General features: G+C 45.5%; 23 protein-coding genes. 20 read left to right on the top strand and 3 right to left on the bottom strand.

The genetic code is table 11. The features are described 5' to 3' along the window. Window positions 1–2 precede the first annotated feature (2 nt). The 3 genes from WBS51_RS08830 (at window position 3) to WBS51_RS08820 (ending at window position 2,348) form a co-directional block, all read left to right on the top strand. Window positions 3–614: a GTP pyrophosphokinase gene (locus tag WBS51_RS08830; protein ID WP_294461906.1), complete on the top strand. Its 612-nt coding sequence runs from the start codon at window positions 3–5 to the stop codon at window positions 612–614. Between the two features lie 108 nt (window positions 615–722). Further along, entirely contained in the window at window positions 723–1,052 is a 330-nt protein-coding gene (locus tag WBS51_RS08825) for a PadR family transcriptional regulator (RefSeq protein WP_173749487.1), read from the top strand. Window positions 1,053–1,055: 3 nt separating this feature from the next. Continuing rightward, complete coding sequence (locus WBS51_RS08820) at window positions 1,056–2,348, top strand: FtsW/RodA/SpoVE family cell cycle protein (RefSeq protein WP_294461910.1); 1,293 nt, start codon at window positions 1,056–1,058, stop codon at window positions 2,346–2,348. On the opposite strand, the gene WBS51_RS08815 is transcribed toward WBS51_RS08820, so the two are convergent. Then, on the bottom strand, window positions 2,315–3,574 hold the full coding sequence (locus WBS51_RS08815; protein WP_173749485.1) for a nucleotidyltransferase: 1,260 nt from the start codon (window positions 3,572–3,574) through the stop codon (window positions 2,315–2,317). The two genes, WBS51_RS08820 and WBS51_RS08815, sit on opposite strands and share 34 nt — an antisense overlap. A 151-nt stretch (window positions 3,575–3,725) precedes the next feature. Here WBS51_RS08815 and ylxM point away from each other — a divergent pair, with 151 nt between their 5' ends. The 13 genes from ylxM (at window position 3,726) to WBS51_RS08750 (ending at window position 13,418) form a co-directional block, all read left to right on the top strand. Continuing rightward, window positions 3,726–4,070, top strand: a complete 345-nt coding sequence (gene ylxM, locus WBS51_RS08810; protein WP_173749484.1) for a YlxM family DNA-binding protein — start codon at window positions 3,726–3,728, stop codon at window positions 4,068–4,070. A 3-nt stretch (window positions 4,071–4,073) separates the two neighbouring features. Next, window positions 4,074–5,420 carry a signal recognition particle protein gene (ffh, locus tag WBS51_RS08805; protein WP_173749483.1) on the top strand — a complete coding sequence of 449 codons (1,347 nt, stop codon included), beginning with the start codon at window positions 4,074–4,076 and terminating at the stop codon, window positions 5,418–5,420. Window positions 5,421–5,461: 41 nt separating this feature from the next. Beyond that, window positions 5,462–5,707 carry a 30S ribosomal protein S16 gene (gene rpsP, locus WBS51_RS08800; RefSeq protein ID WP_111919888.1) on the top strand — a complete coding sequence of 82 codons (246 nt, stop codon included), beginning with the start codon at window positions 5,462–5,464 and terminating at the stop codon, window positions 5,705–5,707. 18 nt (window positions 5,708–5,725) lie between these two features. Beyond that, on the top strand, window positions 5,726–5,956 hold the full coding sequence (locus WBS51_RS08795; protein WP_173749482.1) for a KH domain-containing protein: 231 nt from the start codon (window positions 5,726–5,728) through the stop codon (window positions 5,954–5,956). Between the two features lie 101 nt (window positions 5,957–6,057). After that, on the top strand, window positions 6,058–6,564 hold the full coding sequence (gene rimM, locus WBS51_RS08790; RefSeq protein WP_173749481.1) for a ribosome maturation factor RimM: 507 nt from the start codon (window positions 6,058–6,060) through the stop codon (window positions 6,562–6,564). A 10-nt stretch (window positions 6,565–6,574) separates the two neighbouring features. Next, window positions 6,575–8,032 carry a tRNA (guanosine(37)-N1)-methyltransferase TrmD gene (trmD, locus tag WBS51_RS08785; RefSeq protein ID WP_291683351.1) on the top strand — a complete coding sequence of 486 codons (1,458 nt, stop codon included), beginning with the start codon at window positions 6,575–6,577 and terminating at the stop codon, window positions 8,030–8,032. Window positions 8,033–8,159: 127 nt separating this feature from the next. Beyond that, window positions 8,160–8,507: a 50S ribosomal protein L19 gene (gene rplS, locus WBS51_RS08780; RefSeq protein ID WP_111919885.1), complete on the top strand. Its 348-nt coding sequence runs from the start codon at window positions 8,160–8,162 to the stop codon at window positions 8,505–8,507. Window positions 8,508–8,561: 54 nt separating this feature from the next. Then, complete coding sequence (lepB, locus tag WBS51_RS08775; RefSeq protein WP_302702770.1) at window positions 8,562–9,203, top strand: signal peptidase I; 642 nt, start codon at window positions 8,562–8,564, stop codon at window positions 9,201–9,203. 19 nt (window positions 9,204–9,222) lie between these two features. Continuing rightward, window positions 9,223–10,068 (top strand): ribosome biogenesis GTPase YlqF, encoded by an 846-nt coding sequence (gene ylqF / locus WBS51_RS08770; RefSeq protein ID WP_173749478.1) that lies wholly within the window; start codon window positions 9,223–9,225, stop codon window positions 10,066–10,068. Between the two features lie 14 nt (window positions 10,069–10,082). Continuing rightward, window positions 10,083–10,850, top strand: coding sequence for a ribonuclease HII (locus WBS51_RS08765; protein WP_173749477.1), 768 nt, complete (start codon window positions 10,083–10,085; stop codon window positions 10,848–10,850). After that, window positions 10,847–11,221, top strand: a complete 375-nt coding sequence (locus WBS51_RS08760) for a YraN family protein (RefSeq protein ID WP_173749476.1) — start codon at window positions 10,847–10,849, stop codon at window positions 11,219–11,221. Before WBS51_RS08765 ends, WBS51_RS08760 begins: the two co-directional genes overlap by 4 nt. A gap of 4 nt (window positions 11,222–11,225) precedes the next feature. Further along, window positions 11,226–12,047 (top strand): peptidoglycan editing factor PgeF, encoded by an 822-nt coding sequence (gene pgeF / locus WBS51_RS08755; protein ID WP_173749475.1) that lies wholly within the window; start codon window positions 11,226–11,228, stop codon window positions 12,045–12,047. Between the two features lie 132 nt (window positions 12,048–12,179). Further along, complete coding sequence (locus WBS51_RS08750; RefSeq protein WP_291683349.1) at window positions 12,180–13,418, top strand: PcsB-like coiled-coil domain-containing protein; 1,239 nt, start codon at window positions 12,180–12,182, stop codon at window positions 13,416–13,418. Window positions 13,419–13,462: 44 nt separating this feature from the next. Here the strand turns inward: WBS51_RS08750 and WBS51_RS08745 are convergent, their stop codons facing one another. Further along, the gene (locus WBS51_RS08745; RefSeq protein ID WP_173749473.1) at window positions 13,463–14,626 is read right to left on the bottom strand and encodes a ribose-phosphate pyrophosphokinase; all 1,164 of its coding nucleotides are present in this window, start codon (window positions 14,624–14,626) and stop codon (window positions 13,463–13,465) included. Between the two features lie 163 nt (window positions 14,627–14,789). Between WBS51_RS08745 and WBS51_RS08740 the strand changes: the two genes are divergently transcribed. Genes WBS51_RS08740 through WBS51_RS08725 form a run of 4 tightly spaced genes read left to right on the top strand, consistent with a single transcriptional unit; the run spans window position 14,790 to window position 19,127 of the window. Continuing rightward, on the top strand, window positions 14,790–16,172 hold the full coding sequence (locus WBS51_RS08740; protein WP_291683348.1) for a DUF512 domain-containing protein: 1,383 nt from the start codon (window positions 14,790–14,792) through the stop codon (window positions 16,170–16,172). Beyond that, the gene (der, locus tag WBS51_RS08735) at window positions 16,135–17,460 is read left to right on the top strand and encodes a ribosome biogenesis GTPase Der (RefSeq protein ID WP_173749471.1); all 1,326 of its coding nucleotides are present in this window, start codon (window positions 16,135–16,137) and stop codon (window positions 17,458–17,460) included. Before WBS51_RS08740 ends, der begins: the two co-directional genes overlap by 38 nt. A gap of 6 nt (window positions 17,461–17,466) precedes the next feature. Beyond that, entirely contained in the window at window positions 17,467–18,111 is a 645-nt protein-coding gene (gene plsY, locus WBS51_RS08730; RefSeq protein WP_173749470.1) for a glycerol-3-phosphate 1-O-acyltransferase PlsY, read from the top strand. Window positions 18,112–18,116: 5 nt separating this feature from the next. Next, entirely contained in the window at window positions 18,117–19,127 is a 1,011-nt protein-coding gene (locus WBS51_RS08725) for an NAD(P)H-dependent glycerol-3-phosphate dehydrogenase (RefSeq protein WP_291683347.1), read from the top strand. A gap of 78 nt (window positions 19,128–19,205) precedes the next feature. Here the strand turns inward: WBS51_RS08725 and WBS51_RS08720 are convergent, their stop codons facing one another. Beyond that, complete coding sequence (locus WBS51_RS08720; protein WP_291683346.1) at window positions 19,206–20,042, bottom strand: aldo/keto reductase; 837 nt, start codon at window positions 20,040–20,042, stop codon at window positions 19,206–19,208. Window positions 20,043–20,256: the final 214 nt, after the last annotated feature.

The following is a 20,256-nucleotide window of genomic DNA, read 5'->3' as shown; positions in this document are numbered from 1 at the left end:
AGATGTATACATTGACGTTGGAAAAATATTACAAAAATGCACTGCCTCTTTTGGAGCAAGGGGAAGAATGTCTGCAGGAGTTATTGAAAGAATATCCGGTGAAAGAGACAAGAGACGGGATTCAGCCGGTATTATATGCAAATTCCCGGTTAAAAAAACCGGAAAGCATGATAGAAAAGCTGAAGAAAAAAGGCGTCCCTACAGACAGTGCTTCTGCACTGAAAAATACCCATGATGCTATCGGAGTCCGGGTTATCTGCTCCTTTGTAGAGGAGGTTTACCGTCTGTCCCGGTGGCTTTACAACAGGAGTGAAATTCGCATAATAGGGGAGAAGGATTACATTGCCTATCCCAAACCAAACGGTTACCGCAGTCTTCACCTTCTGGTTGCATTTACGGATAAACACCTGGAGGGAATCACGGCGGAAATACAGCTTCGCACCATTGCCATTGATTTCTGGGCCGTGCTGGAACATCAGATGAAATATAAGAGAAATATCAAGCATGAAACCACCATCCGACAGGAACTGAAACGGTGCGCCGATGAAATTGCTTCGGTGGATGTGTCCATGCAGACGATACGGGATATTCTCCGCAGTGAAGAATGGGAATAAAAATCCTTGACATATATAGATAACCGATATAGTATATAGTTAATCGATATATCGAAAAACTATATGCTATATTTTTGTTTGAAAATGTCTGACACAAGGAGGTAGAAAATGGCAATCAGTAAAACAATGGTTTCCGGCAGTATGACGATGTTGCTTTTAAAGCTGCTGTCGGAAAAAGATATGTATGGGTATGAAATGATTTCAACATTACGGCAGCGTTCTCAAAATGTTTTTGAGCTGAAAGCGGGAACCCTCTATCCTTTGCTGCACACCATGGAGGAGAAGAAGCTTCTGCAATCTTATGAGCAGGAAATCCAGGGGAAAATGCGGAAATATTACAGCATTACCAGAGAAGGCCGCAGAATGCTTTCTGAGAAAGAGGCGGAGTGGCGGGAATATGCCGGAGCAGTAACCAGTGTCTTAGGATTGGAGGGGTGACAAATGGAAGAATATTTACAAAAAGTACTGGAGCAGATACGCTGCAAGCAGGCCCGAAAAATGGTGGAAGAAGAACTGCGGGGACATTTGGAAGAGCAGATTTCAGACAATCTTCTGGAAGGCATGGACAGGGACGAGGCAGTGAAAAGGGCGGTAGAGGATATGGGAAGCCCTGTAGAAACCGGAATTTCTCTGGATGCCCTTCACAGACCACAGATGTGTTGGTCTATGATTATCCTCATAGGGTTTATCAGTTTTCTGGGAATTGTGATTCAGACCGTGATTGGAAAAAGCGATGGAACCTTGGGAAACAGCCACATTATCCGCTATATTTTTCATGTGGTGCTGGGCTTTGGCCTGATGCTGGGCGTATACCGCCTGGACTACAGTTTTCTGGGAAAATATGCAAAATTTCTGGCAGGACTGGGCGGACTTTTCCTTTTCCTGCAGGCAGAGTTTTTCCCTGTATCTGTGAATGGCGCCAATAGCTGGATAACGCTTCCCGGAATCGGAACGTTTTCCATATCTTCCATGTTGTATCTGGCGATTCCTCTTTATGGAGGAATTTTATATCAGTATTATGGACAGGGAATACGGGGAATTGGCAAATGTCTTCTGTGGCTGCTGCTTCCGGTTTATCTGGCTTACCGTATGCCACATCTTTTTCAGGCCGGATTTTTGTTTCTGGTGGAGGGGGTTCTCTTGAGTTATGCGGTATGGAAAGGCTGGTTTCAGGTGAAAAGGGGAGTTTTTCTAGGAATGTTCTGGGGAATAACGCTGGCGCTCCCGGCAGGGATTGCCGTGTTGGGGGTGAAACTTCATTGGTTTGCCCCTTATCAGATAGACAGAATACAGTATTATCTTGGACGACTGGGACATATTTCTGGATTTTCAACAGAAGTGATAAGAGAAAATGGCAGATATGATGTGGTTCAGTTTTTAAGCGCCAGTTATGGTGTCATAGCCGCTGTGGTTGTGGTTGCTATGGTGCTGATTCTGGCCATGAAAGGGCTGCATGTGGCAAAGAAACAGAAAAATCAGCTGGGAATGATGATTGGTTATGCAGGTGCATTATTTTTCCTCTTTATGACACTTTTTCACATAGGGGAAGCTGCCGGATTTTTCCCTGGAACGACCAGTTTTCTGCCCTTCCTTTCTTCCGGCGGCTCAAACCTTCTGGTATCTTATGTGGTTCTGGGACTTCTGCTCAGCGTGTACCGCTATCAGAACCTGCTTCCTGCAGAGCAAAAGAAAACCGTTGTTCACAAAAGAACAGGCGGCTTTTGCAAATCATGAACAAAAGCGGTCTGTTTTTTTATATGCAGTACGGACTGGTAGAGGTTGGAGACAAAAATATCTGTCTCAAAAGCAGAAATTTCTTCCTTAGGCAGCCGTTTTTTGTAGTCCGCGGCTTTTGTGAGGACAGGAATCGTACTGTTGTTCTGTAAAAGCCGGAGAAATTCGGAACTTTTCTTTTGAAAGCCAAGCAGCCGCACATAACCGGGAGCATGGGAAGGCAGGTCTGCCGGAATTTCCAGGAGCGTGTGGAGCAGGGCGCGGTTAATTCTGGTACGGGTCAGTTCCTTTGTTTTTAAAAGTCCTGCAAACTGGGAAAAGGACATAAATTCATTCAAACGGTTGCAGATTCGCCTGGCCAGTTCCGGGGACATGTCGGCATACTGACAAAGGCTGTCGGGGGTACTGCGCATCAGTTTGTATTTTAGCAGCAGGGAGAAATCGTCCTCGGTCATCATGTCTTCTTTTGTCAGATTGTGGGGCAGAGAGGCTACCATTTCCGGCTGTGTCCGGGTGAAAAGTGATAAAAGAGCCGGGAGAAATTCTCTGGAGTCCGTATCCTGTAATTGGGAAAGGCTTCTGCGGACAGCGGAGGCGCTGGGATAGCTGTTTTCCAGTTTTTCGGCGTGATAGGCGCTGCCTTCCCGTTTCAGTGTTACCGGACGTATAGAACTTTTCAGTGAAAGCAGCGCTTTGCAGTATTCGACTCCCAGAATATTGTTTGGCGTATCTAAAAATTCGTTGTTCCATGGACCGGAAAGGAATTTTGCGCCGTATTCTAAGAGTGCAGCTTTGCGGGCTGAGGGGAAAGAGAGGCCCTTTTTCAGGTTTTCTTTTAAAGAAATCTGAAAGGCTTCCGGTTCTTTCGACAAAATTTCAGCCGTGGCCATACAGGGAGAGAGTTCTCCGCTTTCGCTGCCAAAGCAGAGAAAATCTATACCATGTAAAGCATTTAGAATTCCTATGCTGCCTTTGGCAAAATATTCTGCACTGGAGGAGGCGTAATAAGAGGGGAGTTCCAGCACCACATCAGCCCCTCCCAGAAGCGCCATTTTTGTCCGCAAATGTTTGGAAAAAACAGCAGGAGTGCCCCGCTGGACGAAATCACCGCTTAAAACGACTACAGCATAGTCTGCTCCGGTCAGTTCTTTGGCTTTTTCTATGTGATAGGCATGTCCTTTATGGAAAGGGTTATATTCCGCTATGATTCCGACTGCTTTTTTCATGGTAAAATCCTTTCTGTAAAAATTGTGTTCTGTTACTATATAAACATATGAGGGAGTTGTGTGCAAGGAAAAAATAGAGAATATAAAATTGTCAAGAAAAAATACTTGACAGCCGTAGAATCCTGTTGTATGATAACCAAGGTGATTACGAATGGAAAAATTTGTAGAACAGACTTTGCTGTATGATTTCTACGGAGAGTTGTTGACAGCTCACCAGAGAAGAATCTACGAAGATGTGGTTTTAAATGACTACTCCTTAAGTGAAGTGGCCGACGAGCTGGGTATCAGCCGGCAGGGCGTGCATGATAATATCAAGCGCTGCAACAAGGCTTTGCAGGATTACGAAGCAAAGCTGCATCTGGTAGAAAAGTTTGTGAATATTAAAAAAAAGGTCCATCGTATTCACAAGCTGAGCAGAGAATGTGAAAATCTTAGCAGACAGGAACTGGTTTCCCAGGTGGAAAGTATTTCTCAGGAAATCTTAGAGGAGTTATAACAGATGGCATTTGAGAGCTTAACAGACAAACTTCAGAATGTATTTAAGAATTTAAGAAAAAAAGGACGTTTGACCGAAGCCGATGTAAAGGCTGCCTTAAAAGAAGTAAAGATGGCGCTTTTGGAAGCGGACGTCAGCTTCAAGGTAGTAAAGCAGTTTATGAAGGCTGTGCAGGAGCGTGCTATCGGACAGGACGTTATGTCTGGTCTGAATCCGGGTCAGATGGTCATTAAGATTGTAAATGAAGAGCTTGTCCGCTTAATGGGAAGTGAAACAACAGAGATTGCCTTAAAGCCCGGCAATGAAGTGACCGTTTTGATGATGGTGGGACTTCAGGGTGCCGGTAAGACTACAACCACTGCAAAGCTGGCAGGAAAGCTGAAGTCCAAAGGAAGAAAGCCTCTCCTGGCTGCCTGCGACGTCTATCGTCCGGCTGCAATCAAACAGCTGCAGGTAAACGGAGAAAAACAGGGTGTGGAAGTCTTCGCCATGGGAGATAAAAACAGCCCGGTGGACATTGCAAAAGCAGCTTATGAGCATGCAAAAAATGAGAAGTATAATGTGCTGATTCTGGATACGGCAGGACGTCTTCACATTGATGAAGATATGATGAAGGAACTTGCCCAAATCAAAGAAGCCATTGACGTAGACCAGACCATTCTGGTGGTAGATGCCATGACCGGACAGGATGCGGTAAATGTGGCAGAGACCTTTGGAGAAAAAGTTGGAATCGACGGAGTCATTTTGACAAAGATGGATGGTGACACCCGAGGCGGTGCGGCGCTTTCCATTAAGGCCATCAGCGGAAAGCCGATTTTATATGTGGGTATGGGCGAGAAGCTGTCCGATTTGGAACAGTTTTATCCCGACCGTATGGCGTCCCGTATTTTAGGGATGGGGGATGTCATGAGCCTGATTGAAAAGGCACAGGCCAATCTGGATGAAGAGAAAGCCAAAGAAATGGAGCAGAAGTTCCGCAAAAATTCTTTCGGATTTGACGACTATCTGGAAAGCATGAACCAGATGAAAAACATGGGCGGTTTGTCCAGTGTACTGAATATGCTTCCGGGTGTGGGTTCCCAGATTAAGGACATTGACAGCATGGTAGATGAAAAGGATATGGCGAGAAAAGAAGCGATTATTCTGTCCATGACCCCAAAAGAACGTTCTCATCCCGAAATTTTAAGCCCTTCCAGAAAGAACCGGATTGCCAAAGGCGCAGGTGTGGATGTGGCGGAAGTCAACCGTATGGTCAAACAGTTTGAACAGGCCAAGAAAATGATGAAACAGATGCCCGGACTGATGGGCGGCAAAGGTGGTAAAAGAGGAAAATTCAAACTTCCCTTTTAACATATATGAAACTTTATGAAAAAACCAGGAGGTGAAAAGAAATGGCAGTAAAAATCAGATTAAGAAGAATGGGACAGAAGAAAGCTCCTTTCTATAGAATCATTGTTGCAGATTCCAAATCCCCAAGAGATGGAAGATTCATCGAAGAGATTGGAACATATGACCCAACTCAGGAACCAAGCGTATACAAAGTAGACGAAGAAGCAGCTAAAAAATGGCTTGCAAACGGTGCTCAGCCAACAGAGGTTGTTGCTAAAATCTTCAAACTGGCTGGTATCGAAAAATAATCCGGGAGGTAATTTGTAATGAAAGAATTAGTAGAAGTAATTGCAAAATCTCTCGTAGATTCTCCTGAAGAAGTCGTTGTGACAGAAACAGAAGAAAACGACGCTATCCTTTTGGAACTCAAGGTTGCCCCTGCGGATATGGGGAAAGTAATTGGCCGCCAGGGCCGCATTGCCAAAGCTATCCGTACTGTGGTAAAGGCCGCGTCTTCCAAAGGTGAGAAAAAGGTTGTCGTAGATATTTTACAGTAATAACAATCATGAAAGGGGTTGTCGCATGAACAGCAGTGTGACAGCCCCTTTTTTATCATACCGGGCCCAAAGACCGGGAGAAAGAGGAGTATATAATATAGATGGAAGATTTATTGCAGGTAGGCGTGATTACCACAACCCACGGTATTCGCGGAGAGGTAAAAGTATACCCCACCACAGACGACGCCCACAGATTTGACTATCTGGAAAGTGTGCTTCTGGATACAGGAAAAGAACTGTGTGAACTGGAAATCCAGCGGGTGAAGTATTTCAAACAATTTGTTATTTTGAAATTCCGTGATGTGGACAATATTAACGATATTGAGCCTTACAAGGGAAAAAGTCTTTATGTCACCAGAGATTTTGCCGTACCTTTGGAAGAAAATGAATATTATATTGCAGACTTAATAGATATGGACGTATTTCTGGAGGACGGCTCTCTTTTCGGTACTTTAAAAGATGTCATGGAGACCGGGGCCAATGATGTGTATGTGATTCACACCACAGATAAAAAAGAGGTACTGGTTCCTGCTATCAAAGACTGTGTCAAAGAAGTAGACGTAGAGCAGAATAAAATGATTATTCATCTGCTGAAAGGACTGTGCTAGGAGGGAAATCATGAAGTATCATGTATTGACGCTGTTTCCGGAAATGATTGAAAATACCGTAAATACCAGCATTACGGGGAGGGCCTTAAAAAGCGGAAAAATTTCTCTTCATACGGTAAATATCCGGGATTTTGCTGATAACAAACACATGCGGGTCGATGATTATCCCTATGGCGGAGGCGCCGGTATGGTTATGCAGGCCGAACCGGTTTTCAGAGCTTATGAATCTGTGCGAAAAGAATCCCAGGCAGCCCGGCAGGGAAAAAAGCCCAGATGTATTTACCTGACGCCTCAGGGACAGGTATTCCGCCAGACCATGGTAGAGGAACTGGCTATGGAGGAAGAGCTGATTTTCCTCTGCGGTCATTACGAGGGGATTGATGAGCGGGTACTGGAGGAAGTGGTGACAGATTATGTGTCCATCGGGGATTATGTGCTGACCGGGGGAGAACTGGCGGCCGCTGTTATGATTGACGCTATTTCCCGTTTTGTACCCGGTGTGTTGAACAATGAGGAATCCTCTCAGTTTGAGTCCATGCAGGACAATCTGTTGGAATATCCACACTATACCCGCCCGGAAGAGTGGAATGGGAAAAAGGTGCCCAAAGTGCTTCTTACAGGCGACCACAGCAAAATTGAGGCGTGGAGGCTTAAGCAGTCTGTCAAAAGAACAAAAGAGCGCCGTCCGGACCTGCTTTCTAAAAACAGACCTGTGACAGCGGCATATTTCAGTCCCACAGAGGGTACGAAAAGGGCCACAGAACTGCTTATGAGCTGTCTGACCCAGAATCCGGCGTATCTGGACTTGACCAGAAGGAAATTCCGAAAACAGAAGCATGTATTTAAAGAGCAGGAGCTTCTGGTGGCTGCGGCTCCGGTATACGGAGGACAATTGCCTCAGGTAGAGAGTGGTATTTTCTCTTCTCTGCAGGGAAACAGGACGCCCTGTATTCTGGCAGCTGCGTATGGCAACCGCCATTACGAGGATACACTGGCTCAGATGAAGGAAATTCTCACAAGACAGGGGTTTGTTTGTATTGGCGCCATAGCTCCGGTGATTCCGCACATTTATTCAGCGAAGCTGGGAATGGGAAGACCGGATGACAAAGACCTGGAAATCTTCCGGAAGTTTGCCGTTGCTGTGAAAAAAAAGCTGGAAGAAGCGGAAAATAGTGTGCTTTTGGAAACAGACGTACCGGGAAATCCAAAACCTGAGCCCAAAGCTATGAAACCAGTGGAAAAAAGCTTTGCGCGGGAAGCGTGTACGGGCTGTCAGGCCTGCGTGCAGAAATGTCCGGTAAACGCCATTTCCATGGAAACGCTGGAGATCCGGCCGGACAAGTGTTTAAACTGTATGCGGTGTACAAAGGTCTGTCCCACAGGTGCCAGAACTTTTGAGGCCGGTCAGGTGCGGGACTATCTGGAAAGCAATTATGCTGCGCCGAGAGAAGTGGAGTATTTCCTGTAAAAAAATTCAGCAAGGAAAAAACCTTGACAACAGCAGACAGGCATAGTATAATCAAACCTGTTGTAAAAAGAGATGGTCCTCTGCTGCTGATTGCATTAAGAACATCCAGGATAAAAGGAGAAAAATCATGAACGAAATTATTAAAAACATCGAAGCTGCTCAGATGAAAGCTGAAGCACCGGAATTCAACGTAGGTGACACTGTAAGAGTTCACGGAAAAATCAAAGAAGGAAACCGTGAAAGAATCCAGATTTTTGAAGGTGTTGTATTAAAGAAACAGGGCGGAAGCAACCGTGAAACATTCACAGTAAGAAAAACTTCCAACGGAATCGGCGTTGAAAAAACATGGCCATTACATTCCCCTAACGTAGAAAAAGTAGAAGTTATCAGACGCGGTAAAGTAAGACGTGCGAAACTGAACTACTTAAGACAGCGTGTAGGTAAAGCAGCTAAGGTTAAAGAATTAGTAAAATAATAACGTAAGCATGACAGAGGGTGTTGCAGTAGTGGCACCCTCTGTTTGTTCATCATGCGGATGAATTTATGCGGGGACGGGGTGACAGGATTGAGCAGAAAAAGAAAGAAAAAAAATATCAATATAGAAGAACAAAAAGATTTGGCGCTGGAATTTATCAGAAGCGAAACGGGACGCCGGGTGTTCGGCTGGGTGTTTCAGATTGCAGTGGCCCTTGCTCTTGCGGCTGTAGTGGCGATTTTCTTTTTCCAGAGTATCAGTATGCAGGAAAGCAGTATGGAGCCAACCTTCCAGACCGGTGAGCGGTTTTTCATCAACAAGGTGGTCTATAAGCTGGGAGACCCCAAAAGGGGAGATGTGATTGCTTTTACCAAGGATGGCAAGGATAATGCGGCAGTGCACATCAAAAGAGTGATTGGTCTTCCTGGAGAAACCATACAGATTAAAGACGGACAGGTATATATTGACGGAAAGCTGTATGAGGAAAGTAAGGAATTGTCGCAGATCAGCAATGCCGGTCTGGCTGATGAAGGGGTGACGCTGAAAAAGGATGAATATTTCGTCCTGGGAGATAACCGGAATAACAGCGAGGACAGCCGTTTTGCAGAAGTGAAAAACGTAAAGAAAAAATATATCTTAGGGAAACTCTGGTTTCGGATTTCGCCCTTTGATTCTATGGGATTTTTAAAAGACTGACAGAAAAGAGAGGATAAGTATGAATTATCAATGGTATCCCGGCCATATGACAAAGGCCAAACGTATGATGCAGGAAAATATTAAGCTGATAGATTTGATTATTGAGGTGGTAGATGCCAGAATTCCTCGTTCCAGCAGGAATCCTGATATCGATGAGCTGGGGAAAAATAAGGCCAGACTCATACTTTTAAATAAGGCGGATTTAGCGGACGAAAGAGAAAATGAAAAGTGGGCTCAGTATTTTCAGGAGAAGGGCTATTACACGGTAAAACTCAATGCAAAAAGCGGTGCAGGCATTAAAAACGTTCTGCCTGCGATTATGGAATCCTGTCAGGAAAAGCTGGAGAGAGACCGGAAACGAGGAATTAAAAACCGTCCTGTCCGGGCTATGGTAGTGGGAATTCCAAACGTGGGAAAATCTACGTTTATCAATGCCTTTGCAGGAAAGGCCTGCACAAAAACCGGAAATAAACCGGGAGTTACCAAAGGAAAACAGTGGATTCGCATTAATAAAAATGTGGAGCTTCTGGATACGCCCGGAATTCTCTGGCCCAAGTTTGAAGACCAGAGCGTAGGTGCCAAGCTGGCTATGGTGGGCTCTATAAAGGATGAAATTTTGAATCTGGAAGAACTTTCGCTGGAGCTTCTCGGATGCCTTCATGAATTTTACAAAGGGCTTTTGGAGAAGAGATATGAACTGACAGAATCCGATGACCGTTTATCTATGCTGACACAGATTGCGGAGAACCGGAAGTGTATTCAGAAGGGAAATGAACTGGACTATTTAAAAGCTGCCAACATATTTCTGGAAGAATTCCGAAACGGAAAAATCGGAAGAATCACTTTGGAAAGACCAGAGCAGTAGAGGGGAAACAGGAAATGAAAAGTATTCAGGAAATAAAAGAAGAACTGAAAAGAGCGCCGGAGGAGGAACTTCCGGCGCTTTGCGCTCTTTATCAGGAAGACGGACGGAAAGGGGTTCAGAGCCTTCTGCAGCAGGCGAAGAAACGTCTGGAGCGTCTGGAGCGGGAAAAACAGCGTATAGAAGCTATGAGAGCGTATGAAGAACAGTACGGTCATCTGGGATATATCTGCGGTATTGACGAAGTGGGAAGAGGGCCTTTTGCAGGTCCTGTGGTGGCAGGCGCAGTTATTTTGCCCAGGGACTGCCGGATTCTCTATATCAATGATTCCAAACAACTGTCGGAGAAGAAAAGAGAAGAACTGTATGAAGAGATTCTGGAGAAGGCGGTAGCTGCAGAAGTGGGATATGCTTCGCCTGCCAGAATTGACGAAATCAATATTCTTCAGGCAACCTACGAGGCCATGCGGGAAGCTGTCTCCAAGCTGCCTGTAAAGCCCCAGATTCTCTTAAACGACGCGGTGACCATTCCCGGAATTGACATTCCCCAGGTGCCCATTATCAAGGGAGACGCAAAAAGCATTTCCATAGCAGCGGCCAGTATTGTGGCAAAGGTTACCAGAGACCGGCTTATGCGGGAATATGATAAAATCATGCCCCAGTATGGTTTTGCCTCTAATAAGGGCTATGGTTCCCAAGCACATATAGAAGCCATTCAAAAATACGGTCCCACCCCTATTCACAGGCGTTCTTTTATCCATAATGTGCTGGGAGAACAAGAATGACAGGAGAAAAAGAGAACGGCTCCAAAAGAGAGCTGGGATTTCAGTATGAAGAAGAGGCTGTCCGCTACTTGAAAGACCAGGGATACCGGATTTTGTGCCGGAATTTTAGCTGCAGGCAGGGAGAAATTGACATTGTAGCCAAAGAGGGCTGTTATCTGTGCTTTGTGGAAGTGAAATACCGCGGTACAGCCAGATGGGGAGACAGCCTCTCTGCAGTGGATTTTCGGAAACAGCAGCGGATATCCAGAACCGCCCTGTATTATCTCGCCAGACACGGATATGGGACAGAGACACCCTGCCGCTTTGATGTGGTGGGGATAACGCCCACAGGGACAACACTCATAAAAAATGCATTTGAATTCAGAGGATAGAAGTATGGAATTACAAGAAAAAAATGGTGTCCTTTTTTTGTCTTATCCGGCTTTTTCGGAACTGCCGGGATTTTATCATGGCTTTTCTACCAGAAAGGGAGGGGTAAGCAAAGGGATTTATGCCTCTATGAACCTTAGTTTTACCAGAGGAGACAAGGAAGAGGATGTGAGAGAGAATTACCGGAGAATAGCAGAAGCCATTGGCTTTTCTGCGGACAGCATTGTATGCGCAGACCAGACCCATACCACCAGGGTACGAGTGGTAACGGAGGAAGACCGGGGAAAAGGGGTGACAAGGCCAAAAGATTATCAAGAGGTAGACGGGCTGGTTACGAATGTGCCGGGAGTGACGCTGGCTACTTTTTATGCGGACTGTGTTCCTTTGTTTTTCATAGACCCGGTAAACCGCGCCGTAGGGCTGTCTCATTCCGGATGGAGGGGTACCGTAGGCCGTATGGGAGCGAGGACGCTGGAGGTTATGGAGAAGCAGTACGGCACCAACCCGGAAAGCGTGTATGCGGCCATAGGCCCTTCCATCTGTCAGAAATGTTATGAGGTCAGCGGGGATGTAGCGGAACAGTTCCTGGCAGAATTTGCTCCTTACCGGGAGGACAAAACCCTGATTTACAAAAAAGAGAATGGAAAATACCAGCTGAATCTGTGGCGTGCCAATGAACTTGTGCTGACAGAGGCAGGGATACGTCCCCGAAATCTGAGTTTTCCTGACCTTTGCACCTGCTGCAATCCCGAATTGCTGTTTTCCCATCGGGCCAGTAAGGGGAAAAGAGGAAACCTCTGCGCCTTTCTCGGAATAAAAAATCAATAGGAGAAGTGCATAAAATTTACAGGACAGATAAAGTAGTATTACATAAATGTTACGAAAAGTTAAAAAAATGCTGTTCTTTTTTGAATTTTTGTGTTATAATCAGTTTCGTTAGTGAAAAGGAGCTTTGATTATATGAAGAAAAAAACAAGTACAAGCCTGCTTTTGGGTCTGTTAGCGACCAGCCTGGTTGCGGCCCCTTGTTACGGTTCTGCTACTCAGAAAAAGATTTCAGCAGCACAGAATACGCAGCAGGAAAACCAGAAACAGTTAGACAATGCCCAGGGGAGAATCGATAGCTTGGAATCCAAGAAAAACGATTTAGAAGGGTACTTGAAAGAGTTGAATCAACAGCTTAGTGAATTAGGGGAGAATTTACAGGAGATTCAGACTCAGTCAGAGGAGAAACAGACAGAACTGGAAAAGCTCGAGAAGGAACTGGCAAAGGCTCAGGAAAAAGAAAAAGAGCAGTATGACAGCATGAAGCTTCGTATCCAGTACATGTATGAAAACTCAGACAATTCCTATATGACACTTTTGTTGGAAGCTGACAGCTTTACAGACTTTTTAAGTCAGGCGGAAAATATGACGGAAATGACAAAGTATGACCGCAAGATGCTGGAAGAGTACAAAGAAACCACAGAAGAAATCAAGGAAAAAGAAGAGAGCATTAAAAAGGAACAGGAAGAACTGGAAACCCTGAAACAGGAAAGCCTGGACAAGCAGGATGAAATTACAGCCGTGGTAAAAAGCACCAGAGGTCAGATTGAAACCTACGAAAGCCAGATTTCCGCAGAACAGACCAGTGCGAAAGCACTGCTCAGCAAAATCGAAAGTCAGAAAAATACCATTGATAATCTGATTAAGCAGCAAAAAGATGAAGAGGCTGCACAGATTCTGGCTGAAAAACAGGAACAGAATTCTGCTTCATCCCAGAATAATTCCGGCGTCTCACAAGAGACAGCACAGCCAAGCGCGCCGGAATCTCAGGATAACAGCCAGAATCAGAATTCCCAGTCGCAGCAGGAGGAAAGCACTACACCGCCTGTCCAGCAGGAAGACAGTCAGAATGAGTCCCAGCAGGACAATTCCCAGGGAAAATATCTGGGGAAATTTACACTGACAGGTTACTGTAACTGTGAGAAGTGCGGAGGTCATTCCAGCGGACTGACAGCCAGTGGAACTACACCGGTACAGGGAAGAACGATTGCCATGGGCGGTGTTCCATTTGGAACCAAGCTGTTGATTAATGGCAACGTGTATACCGTTGAGGACAGGGGAGTTCCATACGGACATGTGGATATTTTCTTCAACAGTCATGAAGAAGCCTTGCAGTTCGGAAGGGGTTCTGCTGATGTTTATCAGATAAACTAAAATCATACATAAAAAAAGAAGGCCGATGGCCTTCTTTTTTTACTTTAATATCTGTTTAACAGACGGTTGATTTTATCAGTAGTGCTGCGGACTTTTTCCACAGACAGGTCATGGTTTAAAATATCCATGATACTTGCCAGATATTTGCTCATGTCAGCTTCCAGATAATACGGACGTTTTAAGAGTTCCGGATTCCGGTAGTTCAAGTTGGTGGTGATAACACGATAAATATATTCGTTTTCATAATACTCATCGAATTTTTCCAGACCGTCTGTGAACAATCCGAAAGTTGTGCATACAATGACGCGTTTTGCCTTGCGGTCTTTTAACTTTTTGGCTACGTCTAACATACTTTCGCCGGAGGAAATCATATCGTCGATGACAATGACGTCTTTGCCCTCCACAGAATCTCCCAGGAATTCATGAGCAACAATGGGGTTTCTGCCGTTTACTACCGTGGAGTAGTCCCGGCGTTTGTAGAACATACCCATATCCACGCCCAGAATATTGGAGAAGTACACGGCTCTTTGCATGGCGCCTTCATCCGGGCTGATAATCATCAGATGTTCATTGTCAATCTTAAAGTCATCAATAGAAGCACATAATGTCTTTAAGAACTGGTAAGTAGGCATAAAGTTATCAAAACCGGACAGCGGAATCGCATTCTGCATACGGGGATCATGGGCGTCAAAAGTGATGATGTTGGATACACCCATACCCACCAGTTCCTGCAGAGCTAAAGCACAGTCCAGAGATTCTCTTTTGCTTCTCTTGTGCTGGCGGCTCTCATACAGGAAAGGCATAATCACATTAATGCGGTGAGCTTTTCCTGCTGCCGTAGCGATAATTCGCTTTAAATCCTGATAATGGTCGTCCGGTGACATGTGGTTTACATGACCGCACATATTGTAAGTTAAGCTGTGGTTGCACACGTCTACCATAACGAACATATCCGCGCCGCGGATGGATTCATTCATCACACCCTTGGCTTCTCCAGAGCCAAAACGCGGGCATTTGCAATCAACTAAAAAGGTGTTCTCAGCATACCCACGGAAATTCAGACCTGACTGATTGTGGGAATCTAATTCTTTACGAAACTGTACCAGATGAGCATCCACCTGAGCAGCCAGATGAGAGCAGCTTTCCAAAGCGGCAATCTTAATAGGCGCTACGGGAATGGACTTTTCCAGCAAACTGATATTAACCATAGTGACCTCCATTTTCGGTTTTTTAACATAATTTGATAGAATAAAACACAATTACACAATAAGTTATAACATTCGACAAGTACAACCGTCAAGGAAAACTTATTGCTTTTTTTCTGTAATGTTGGTATTATAAGAAATAACGGGCATTTGCAGGAGGAAGAAAATGAAAGATTGCCGACATAAAATCAGCCGGGTAAAGGAAGGAAGTATTGCCTGGGAACTGGAACTGCAGCCGGGAGATGAGCTGCTCTCCATTAACGGGGAAACAATAGAAGATGTGTTTGATTACCATTACCTGGTAAATGACGAATATATAGAACTTCTGGTGCGCAAACCAGACGGAGAAGAGTGGGAGCTGGAAGTAGAGAAAGAGTTTGAGGAGGATTTGGGACTGGAATTTGAAAACAGTCTGATGGACGAATACCGTTCCTGCAGAAACAAGTGTGTGTTCTGCTTTATTGACCAGATGCCTCCGGGTATGCGGGAAACTCTCTATTTTAAAGATGACGATTCCCGCCTGTCTTTTCTTCAGGGAAATTATGTGACGCTGACCAATATGAGCGACCATGATATTGACCGGATTATCCACTATCATTTGGCTCCTATTAATATTTCTTTTCAAACCACCAATCCCCAGCTTCGCTGCAAAATGCTGCACAATCGCTTTGCGGGAGATATTTTTCCAAAAGTGCAGCGGCTTTTTGAAGCAGGTATTGAAATGAATGGACAGATTGTTCTGTGCAGGGGCTTAAATGACGGGGAAGAACTGGAGCGCAGTATTTCGGACCTTGCGAAATATCTGCCCCATTTAAAGAGCGTTTCTGTGGTCCCTGTGGGACTGAGTAAGTACAGAGACGGACTCTATCCTTTAGAGCCCTTCACAAAAGAAGATGCAGAGCAGGTGATAGATACCATTGAAGTGTGGCAGACGAAGTTTTTCCCTCAGTATGGGCTGCACTTTGTGCATGCCAGTGATGAGTGGTATCTGCTGGCAGAAAGAGAACTGCCGGAAGCAGACCGCTATGACGGGTATCTGCAGCTGGAAAACGGTGTGGGCATGCTTAGGCTTCTGGAGGAAGAAGTGCAGGAGGCGCTGGAAGCCAGAGACGGAGACGGGCGGCAGAGAACGGTTTCTTTTGCCACAGGACGTCTGGCTTACCCTTATATCGCGCGGTATGCCCGGGAGATTCAGAAAAAGTATCCGGGAATGGAGATAAAAGGGTATGAAATACGAAATGACTTTTTTGGAGAAAAAATTACGGTATCCGGTCTTCTTACGGGACAGGACATTACGGCTCAGCTAAGGGGAAAAGAACTGGGAGAGTATCTGCTTCTGCCCTGTAATCTTTTAAGAAGCGGGGAAGAGGTTTTTCTGGATGATAAGACCGTAGGGGATATTGAGCAGGAATTGGGAGTTCCTGTAAAAATTGTAGAAGAGAGCGGCGCAGATTTCGTGGCCGCAGTTTTGGAACAGGAAACAGAAAGAACACAGAAAAGGAGACAAATGTATGAGCAAACCGATAGTAGCAATTGTTGGCAGACCTAATGTAGGAAAATCCACGCTGTTTAATGCACTGGCAGGAGAGCGGATTTCTATTGTAAAGGATACCCCAGGTGTGACCAGAGACCGGATTTATGCAGAAGTGACCTGGCTGGACAAGACTTTTACCATGATAGATACCGGTGGTATTGAGCCGGAAAGCAAGGATGTTATTCTATCTCAAATGCGGGAACAGGCACAGATTGCCATTGACACCGCAGATGTGATTGTTTTCATGACAGATGTAAAACAGGGACTGGTAGATGCAGACGCCAAGGTGGCAGACATGCTCAGAAGAAGCAATAAACCTGTAGTGCTGGTAGTCAACAAAGTGGACAGTTTTCAGAAGTTTATGATGGATACTTATGAATTTTATAATCTGGGTATTGGAGAACCGGTGCCGATTTCCGCAGCTTCCATGCTGGGGCTGGGAGATATGCTGGAAAAAGTAGTGGCCCATTTTGATGAACACGCAGGAGAGGAAGAGGAGAGCGACATTCCGAAAATTGCCGTAGTGGGAAAACCCAATGTGGGAAAATCTTCCCTGATTAATAAAATTCTGGGAGAGGACCGCGTGATTGTTTCCAACATCGCCGGCACTACCAGAGATGCCATTGATACCCTGGTAGAGTACAATGGGAAAGAATACACTTTTATTGATACGGCAGGTCTTCGCCGGAAAAACAAAATTAAGGAAGAACTGGAGCGTTACAGCATTATCCGTACTGTCACTGCTGTAGAACGGGCCGATGTGGTGGTTATGATGATAGACGCTACAGAGGGGGTGACAGAGCAGGACGCGAAGATTGCCGGCATTGCCCATGACAGGGGAAAAGGTGTAGTCATTGCCGTAAATAAGTGGGATGCTATTGAGAAAAATGACAAAACCATCTATAAATTTACAAATAAAGTGCGGGAGACTCTTTCCTATATGCCGTATGCAGAAATTATGTTTATTTCCGCCCAGACGGGACAGAGAATTCCAAAATTATTTGAGACGATTGATATGGTGCTGGAAAACCAGACGCTGCGAATTCAGACAGGCGTGTTAAACGAAATCGTCACTGAGGCTATTGCCATGCAGCAGCCGCCGTCTGACAAGGGGAAACGCCTGAAAATCTTCTATACCACACAGGTAGCTGTCAAACCGCCGACCTTTGTTATTTTTGTCAATGACAAAGAATTAATGCATTTTTCTTATACCAGATATCTGGAAAATAAAATCAGAGAAGCCTTTGGGTTTAAAGGAACTTCCCTGAAATTTATTATTCGCGAGCGCAAAGAAGGAGAATAAAAAGAAATGTTGGTGCGAATGATTTGTCTGGCAGTGGGATATGTATGCGGACTGTTTCAGACGTCTTATATCTATGGAAAAAAGCAGGGGATTGATATCCGGGAACACGGCAGCGGCAATGCGGGAAGCACCAATGCCCTTCGGACACTGGGAAAGAAGGCGGGGGCGCTGACGCTTCTGGGAGACTGTCTAAAGTGTGTAGCGGCTATCTGGATTATCCGTCTGATTTTTGCCTCTCACGGAGGCAGTGATTTGCTTTTGCTGGAGCTGTATGCGGGAGCTGGCTGTATTCTGGGACATAACTTTCCTTTTTATCTGAACTTTAAAGGGGGGAAAGGAATTGCGGCTTCTGTGGGACTTTTGCTGGCTCTTGACTGGAGACTGTTTCTGGTTTGTGCGGTGCTGTTTTTCGGTGCGTTTTTCCTGACCCATTATGTGTCCCTGGGCTCCCTGCTGGCCTATCTGGGATTTGTCATTGCCTTGATTGTGTTTGGACAGATGGGAACTTATGACTGTACGCAGAGGGCGCTTTACGAAATGTATGTTGTAGCGGCAGGACTTATGCTTTTGGCATACTGGAGACACAGACAGAATATTGTGCGTCTGCTTCACGGAAATGAAAACAAAATTTTTCTTGGAAAAAAGAGGTGAATGCTTTGGCAAAAGTAAGTGTACTTGGAGCAGGAAGCTGGGGGACAGCCCTTGCTGTCTTGCTGACCCAAAATGGTCATGAAACGATTCTGTGGTCTCACAGACAGGAGCAGGCAGAAGAACTTGCCAATAAGCGGGAGCATGAGGCAAAACTCCCGGGAGTCACCCTTCCGGAAGAACTGGAAATTACTGCTGATTTTGAGAGGGCTTTGACAGGCCGGGATGTGCTGGTGCTTGCTGTGCCTTCTGTAGCTGTGCGGAGTACGGCGCGGCGCATGTGTCCTTATATCAAACAGGGACAACTCATTGTCAATGTGGCAAAGGGCATTGAAGCCCATACACTCACCACGCTGACGGATATGATAGAAGAAGAGATTCCCGGTGCCCAGGCCTGCGTTCTCTCCGGACCCAGCCACGCAGAAGAAGTGAGCCGGGGATTGCCTACCACCTGTGTAGTAGGTGCAAAGAAATGGGAAATTGCAGAATATCTGCAGAATATTTTTATGAATCCTATTTTTCGGGTATACATCAGTCCTGATATTCTGGGTATTGAGCTGGGCGGAGCGCTGAAAAATGTCATTGCCCTGGCAGCGGGAACGGCAGATGGACTGGGATACGGTGACAATACCAAGGCGGCTTTAATCACCCGGGGGATTGCGGAAATTTCCCGTCTGGGAATTGCCATGGGAGCCAGAGCCGATACCTTTTACGGGCTGTCCGGTATCGGGGATTTGATTGTAACCTGCGCCAGCCGCCACAGCCGCAATCGGAAAGCCGGTTTTCTCATGGGACAGGGAAAGACCATGGAAGAAGCCATGGCAGAAGTAAACATGGTGGTAGAAGGCGTTTATTCTGCAAAGGCGGGGCTGGAACTCTCCCAGAAGTACCAGGTGGAAATGCCGATTATCCATCAGGTAAACAAAGTGCTGTTTGAGGGAAAAAATCCTGCAGAAGCAGTGAGAGAACTTATGGTAAGAGATAAAAAAATAGAATCCTGGGACAGCGCCTGGGAATAGGGATAGAAATATAAAAATTCTGCCCCGTTAAAGCACATATGGGAAGAAATCCTGGTGTGTGCTTTGACGGGGCAGAGTTTATTTTATGTACGGAACCATATCCTCGGGGATTCCGGCAACTCTCTGACCGGCATCCATGGCAGCGATAGCAGTCATCTCTTCTTCAGAAAGAGAAAAATCGAAAATTTCGCTGTTTTCTTTTAAACGTTCCGGATGTACAGATTTGGGGATAACGGCGATTCCCTGCTGGACGAGCCAGCGCAAACCTACCTGGGCCGGAGATTTCTGATACCGTTTGCCGATTTCCAGCATTAGAGGACTCTGCAGATAGGCGCCTCTTGCTAAAGGGGCATAGGCCTGCATAGCGATACCGTTTGTCTGACAGTAAGCAAGCAGTTCCGGGTGATTGAACAGGGGGTGAAATTCTATCTGGTTTACGGCAGGAAGCACATCAGAAACGGTTTTTAACAGTTCTAAATCCTGTATGGAAAAGTTGGATACACCAAGAGATTTTATTTTTCCTGCAGCCTGGAGCTTTTCCATGGTTTTCCAGGTGTCGCAGAAGCATCCGGGTACAGGCCAGTGAATCATGTATAAATCCACATAGTCCAGCCCCAGCCGTTCCAGGCTCCGGTTGAAACTGTCTTCGATATCTCCAATGCGCTGTGCGGTATTCCAGATTTTTGTAGTGACGAATAATTCTTCACGGGGAATGTCCAGGGCTTTTATGGCTTTTCCAACGCCCTCTTCGTTCTTATAGAAAGAAGCTGTGTCGATTAAGCGGTATCCCAAAGCTGCAGCAGAGCTGACAGCCTGTTTCAATTCTCCGTCATCGGTTGCTTTATAAACCCCAAGTCCAAGCATGGGCATTTCTTTCGTATCGTTTAACTGAATTACATGGTTGTCAAAAGACATAAACGAACCCTCCTTAAAAACTCCTGTTTAGTATACCACGAAAATGTGAAAAATGTGATACGATTTTATTAAATTCCTTTATGAAAAAAAAGATTGTTCAAAAATATACAGAATTCGTGGGGAAGATGAGGGAAAACTGCCGTATGGCGGTGGAAATATAAAGGAGAGGGAGGGCAGACAAAACAAAGAGAGAACGGGAGAAGAAAAAACAGTT

Source organism: Blautia acetica, from assembly GCF_038739805.1.
GTDB lineage: Bacteria > Bacillota > Clostridia > Lachnospirales > Lachnospiraceae > Blautia.
Note: the sequence above shows the minus strand (reverse complement) of the source record. Positions and strands in the feature narration are given on the sequence as shown.

Coding starts and splice junctions, on each gene's coding strand:
- WBS51_RS08830 (WP_294461906.1), top strand. CDS start 3: ATGTATACATTGACGTTGGAAAAATATTACAAAAATGCACTGCCTCTT.
- WBS51_RS08825 (WP_173749487.1), top strand. CDS start 723: ATGGCAATCAGTAAAACAATGGTTTCCGGCAGTATGACGATGTTGCTT.
- WBS51_RS08820 (WP_294461910.1), top strand. CDS start 1,056: ATGGAAGAATATTTACAAAAAGTACTGGAGCAGATACGCTGCAAGCAG.
- WBS51_RS08815 (WP_173749485.1), bottom strand. CDS start 3,574: ATGAAAAAAGCAGTCGGAATCATAGCGGAATATAACCCTTTCCATAAA.
- ylxM (WP_173749484.1), top strand. CDS start 3,726: ATGGAAAAATTTGTAGAACAGACTTTGCTGTATGATTTCTACGGAGAG.
- ffh (WP_173749483.1), top strand. CDS start 4,074: ATGGCATTTGAGAGCTTAACAGACAAACTTCAGAATGTATTTAAGAAT.
- rpsP (WP_111919888.1), top strand. CDS start 5,462: ATGGCAGTAAAAATCAGATTAAGAAGAATGGGACAGAAGAAAGCTCCT.
- WBS51_RS08795 (WP_173749482.1), top strand. CDS start 5,726: ATGAAAGAATTAGTAGAAGTAATTGCAAAATCTCTCGTAGATTCTCCT.
- rimM (WP_173749481.1), top strand. CDS start 6,058: ATGGAAGATTTATTGCAGGTAGGCGTGATTACCACAACCCACGGTATT.
- trmD (WP_291683351.1), top strand. CDS start 6,575: ATGAAGTATCATGTATTGACGCTGTTTCCGGAAATGATTGAAAATACC.
- rplS (WP_111919885.1), top strand. CDS start 8,160: ATGAACGAAATTATTAAAAACATCGAAGCTGCTCAGATGAAAGCTGAA.
- lepB (WP_302702770.1), top strand. CDS start 8,562: ATGCGGATGAATTTATGCGGGGACGGGGTGACAGGATTGAGCAGAAAA.
- ylqF (WP_173749478.1), top strand. CDS start 9,223: ATGAATTATCAATGGTATCCCGGCCATATGACAAAGGCCAAACGTATG.
- WBS51_RS08765 (WP_173749477.1), top strand. CDS start 10,083: ATGAAAAGTATTCAGGAAATAAAAGAAGAACTGAAAAGAGCGCCGGAG.
- WBS51_RS08760 (WP_173749476.1), top strand. CDS start 10,847: ATGACAGGAGAAAAAGAGAACGGCTCCAAAAGAGAGCTGGGATTTCAG.
- pgeF (WP_173749475.1), top strand. CDS start 11,226: ATGGAATTACAAGAAAAAAATGGTGTCCTTTTTTTGTCTTATCCGGCT.
- WBS51_RS08750 (WP_291683349.1), top strand. CDS start 12,180: ATGAAGAAAAAAACAAGTACAAGCCTGCTTTTGGGTCTGTTAGCGACC.
- WBS51_RS08745 (WP_173749473.1), bottom strand. CDS start 14,626: ATGGTTAATATCAGTTTGCTGGAAAAGTCCATTCCCGTAGCGCCTATT.
- WBS51_RS08740 (WP_291683348.1), top strand. CDS start 14,790: ATGAAAGATTGCCGACATAAAATCAGCCGGGTAAAGGAAGGAAGTATT.
- der (WP_173749471.1), top strand. CDS start 16,135: ATGAGCAAACCGATAGTAGCAATTGTTGGCAGACCTAATGTAGGAAAA.
- plsY (WP_173749470.1), top strand. CDS start 17,467: ATGTTGGTGCGAATGATTTGTCTGGCAGTGGGATATGTATGCGGACTG.
- WBS51_RS08720 (WP_291683346.1), bottom strand. CDS start 20,042: ATGTCTTTTGACAACCATGTAATTCAGTTAAACGATACGAAAGAAATG.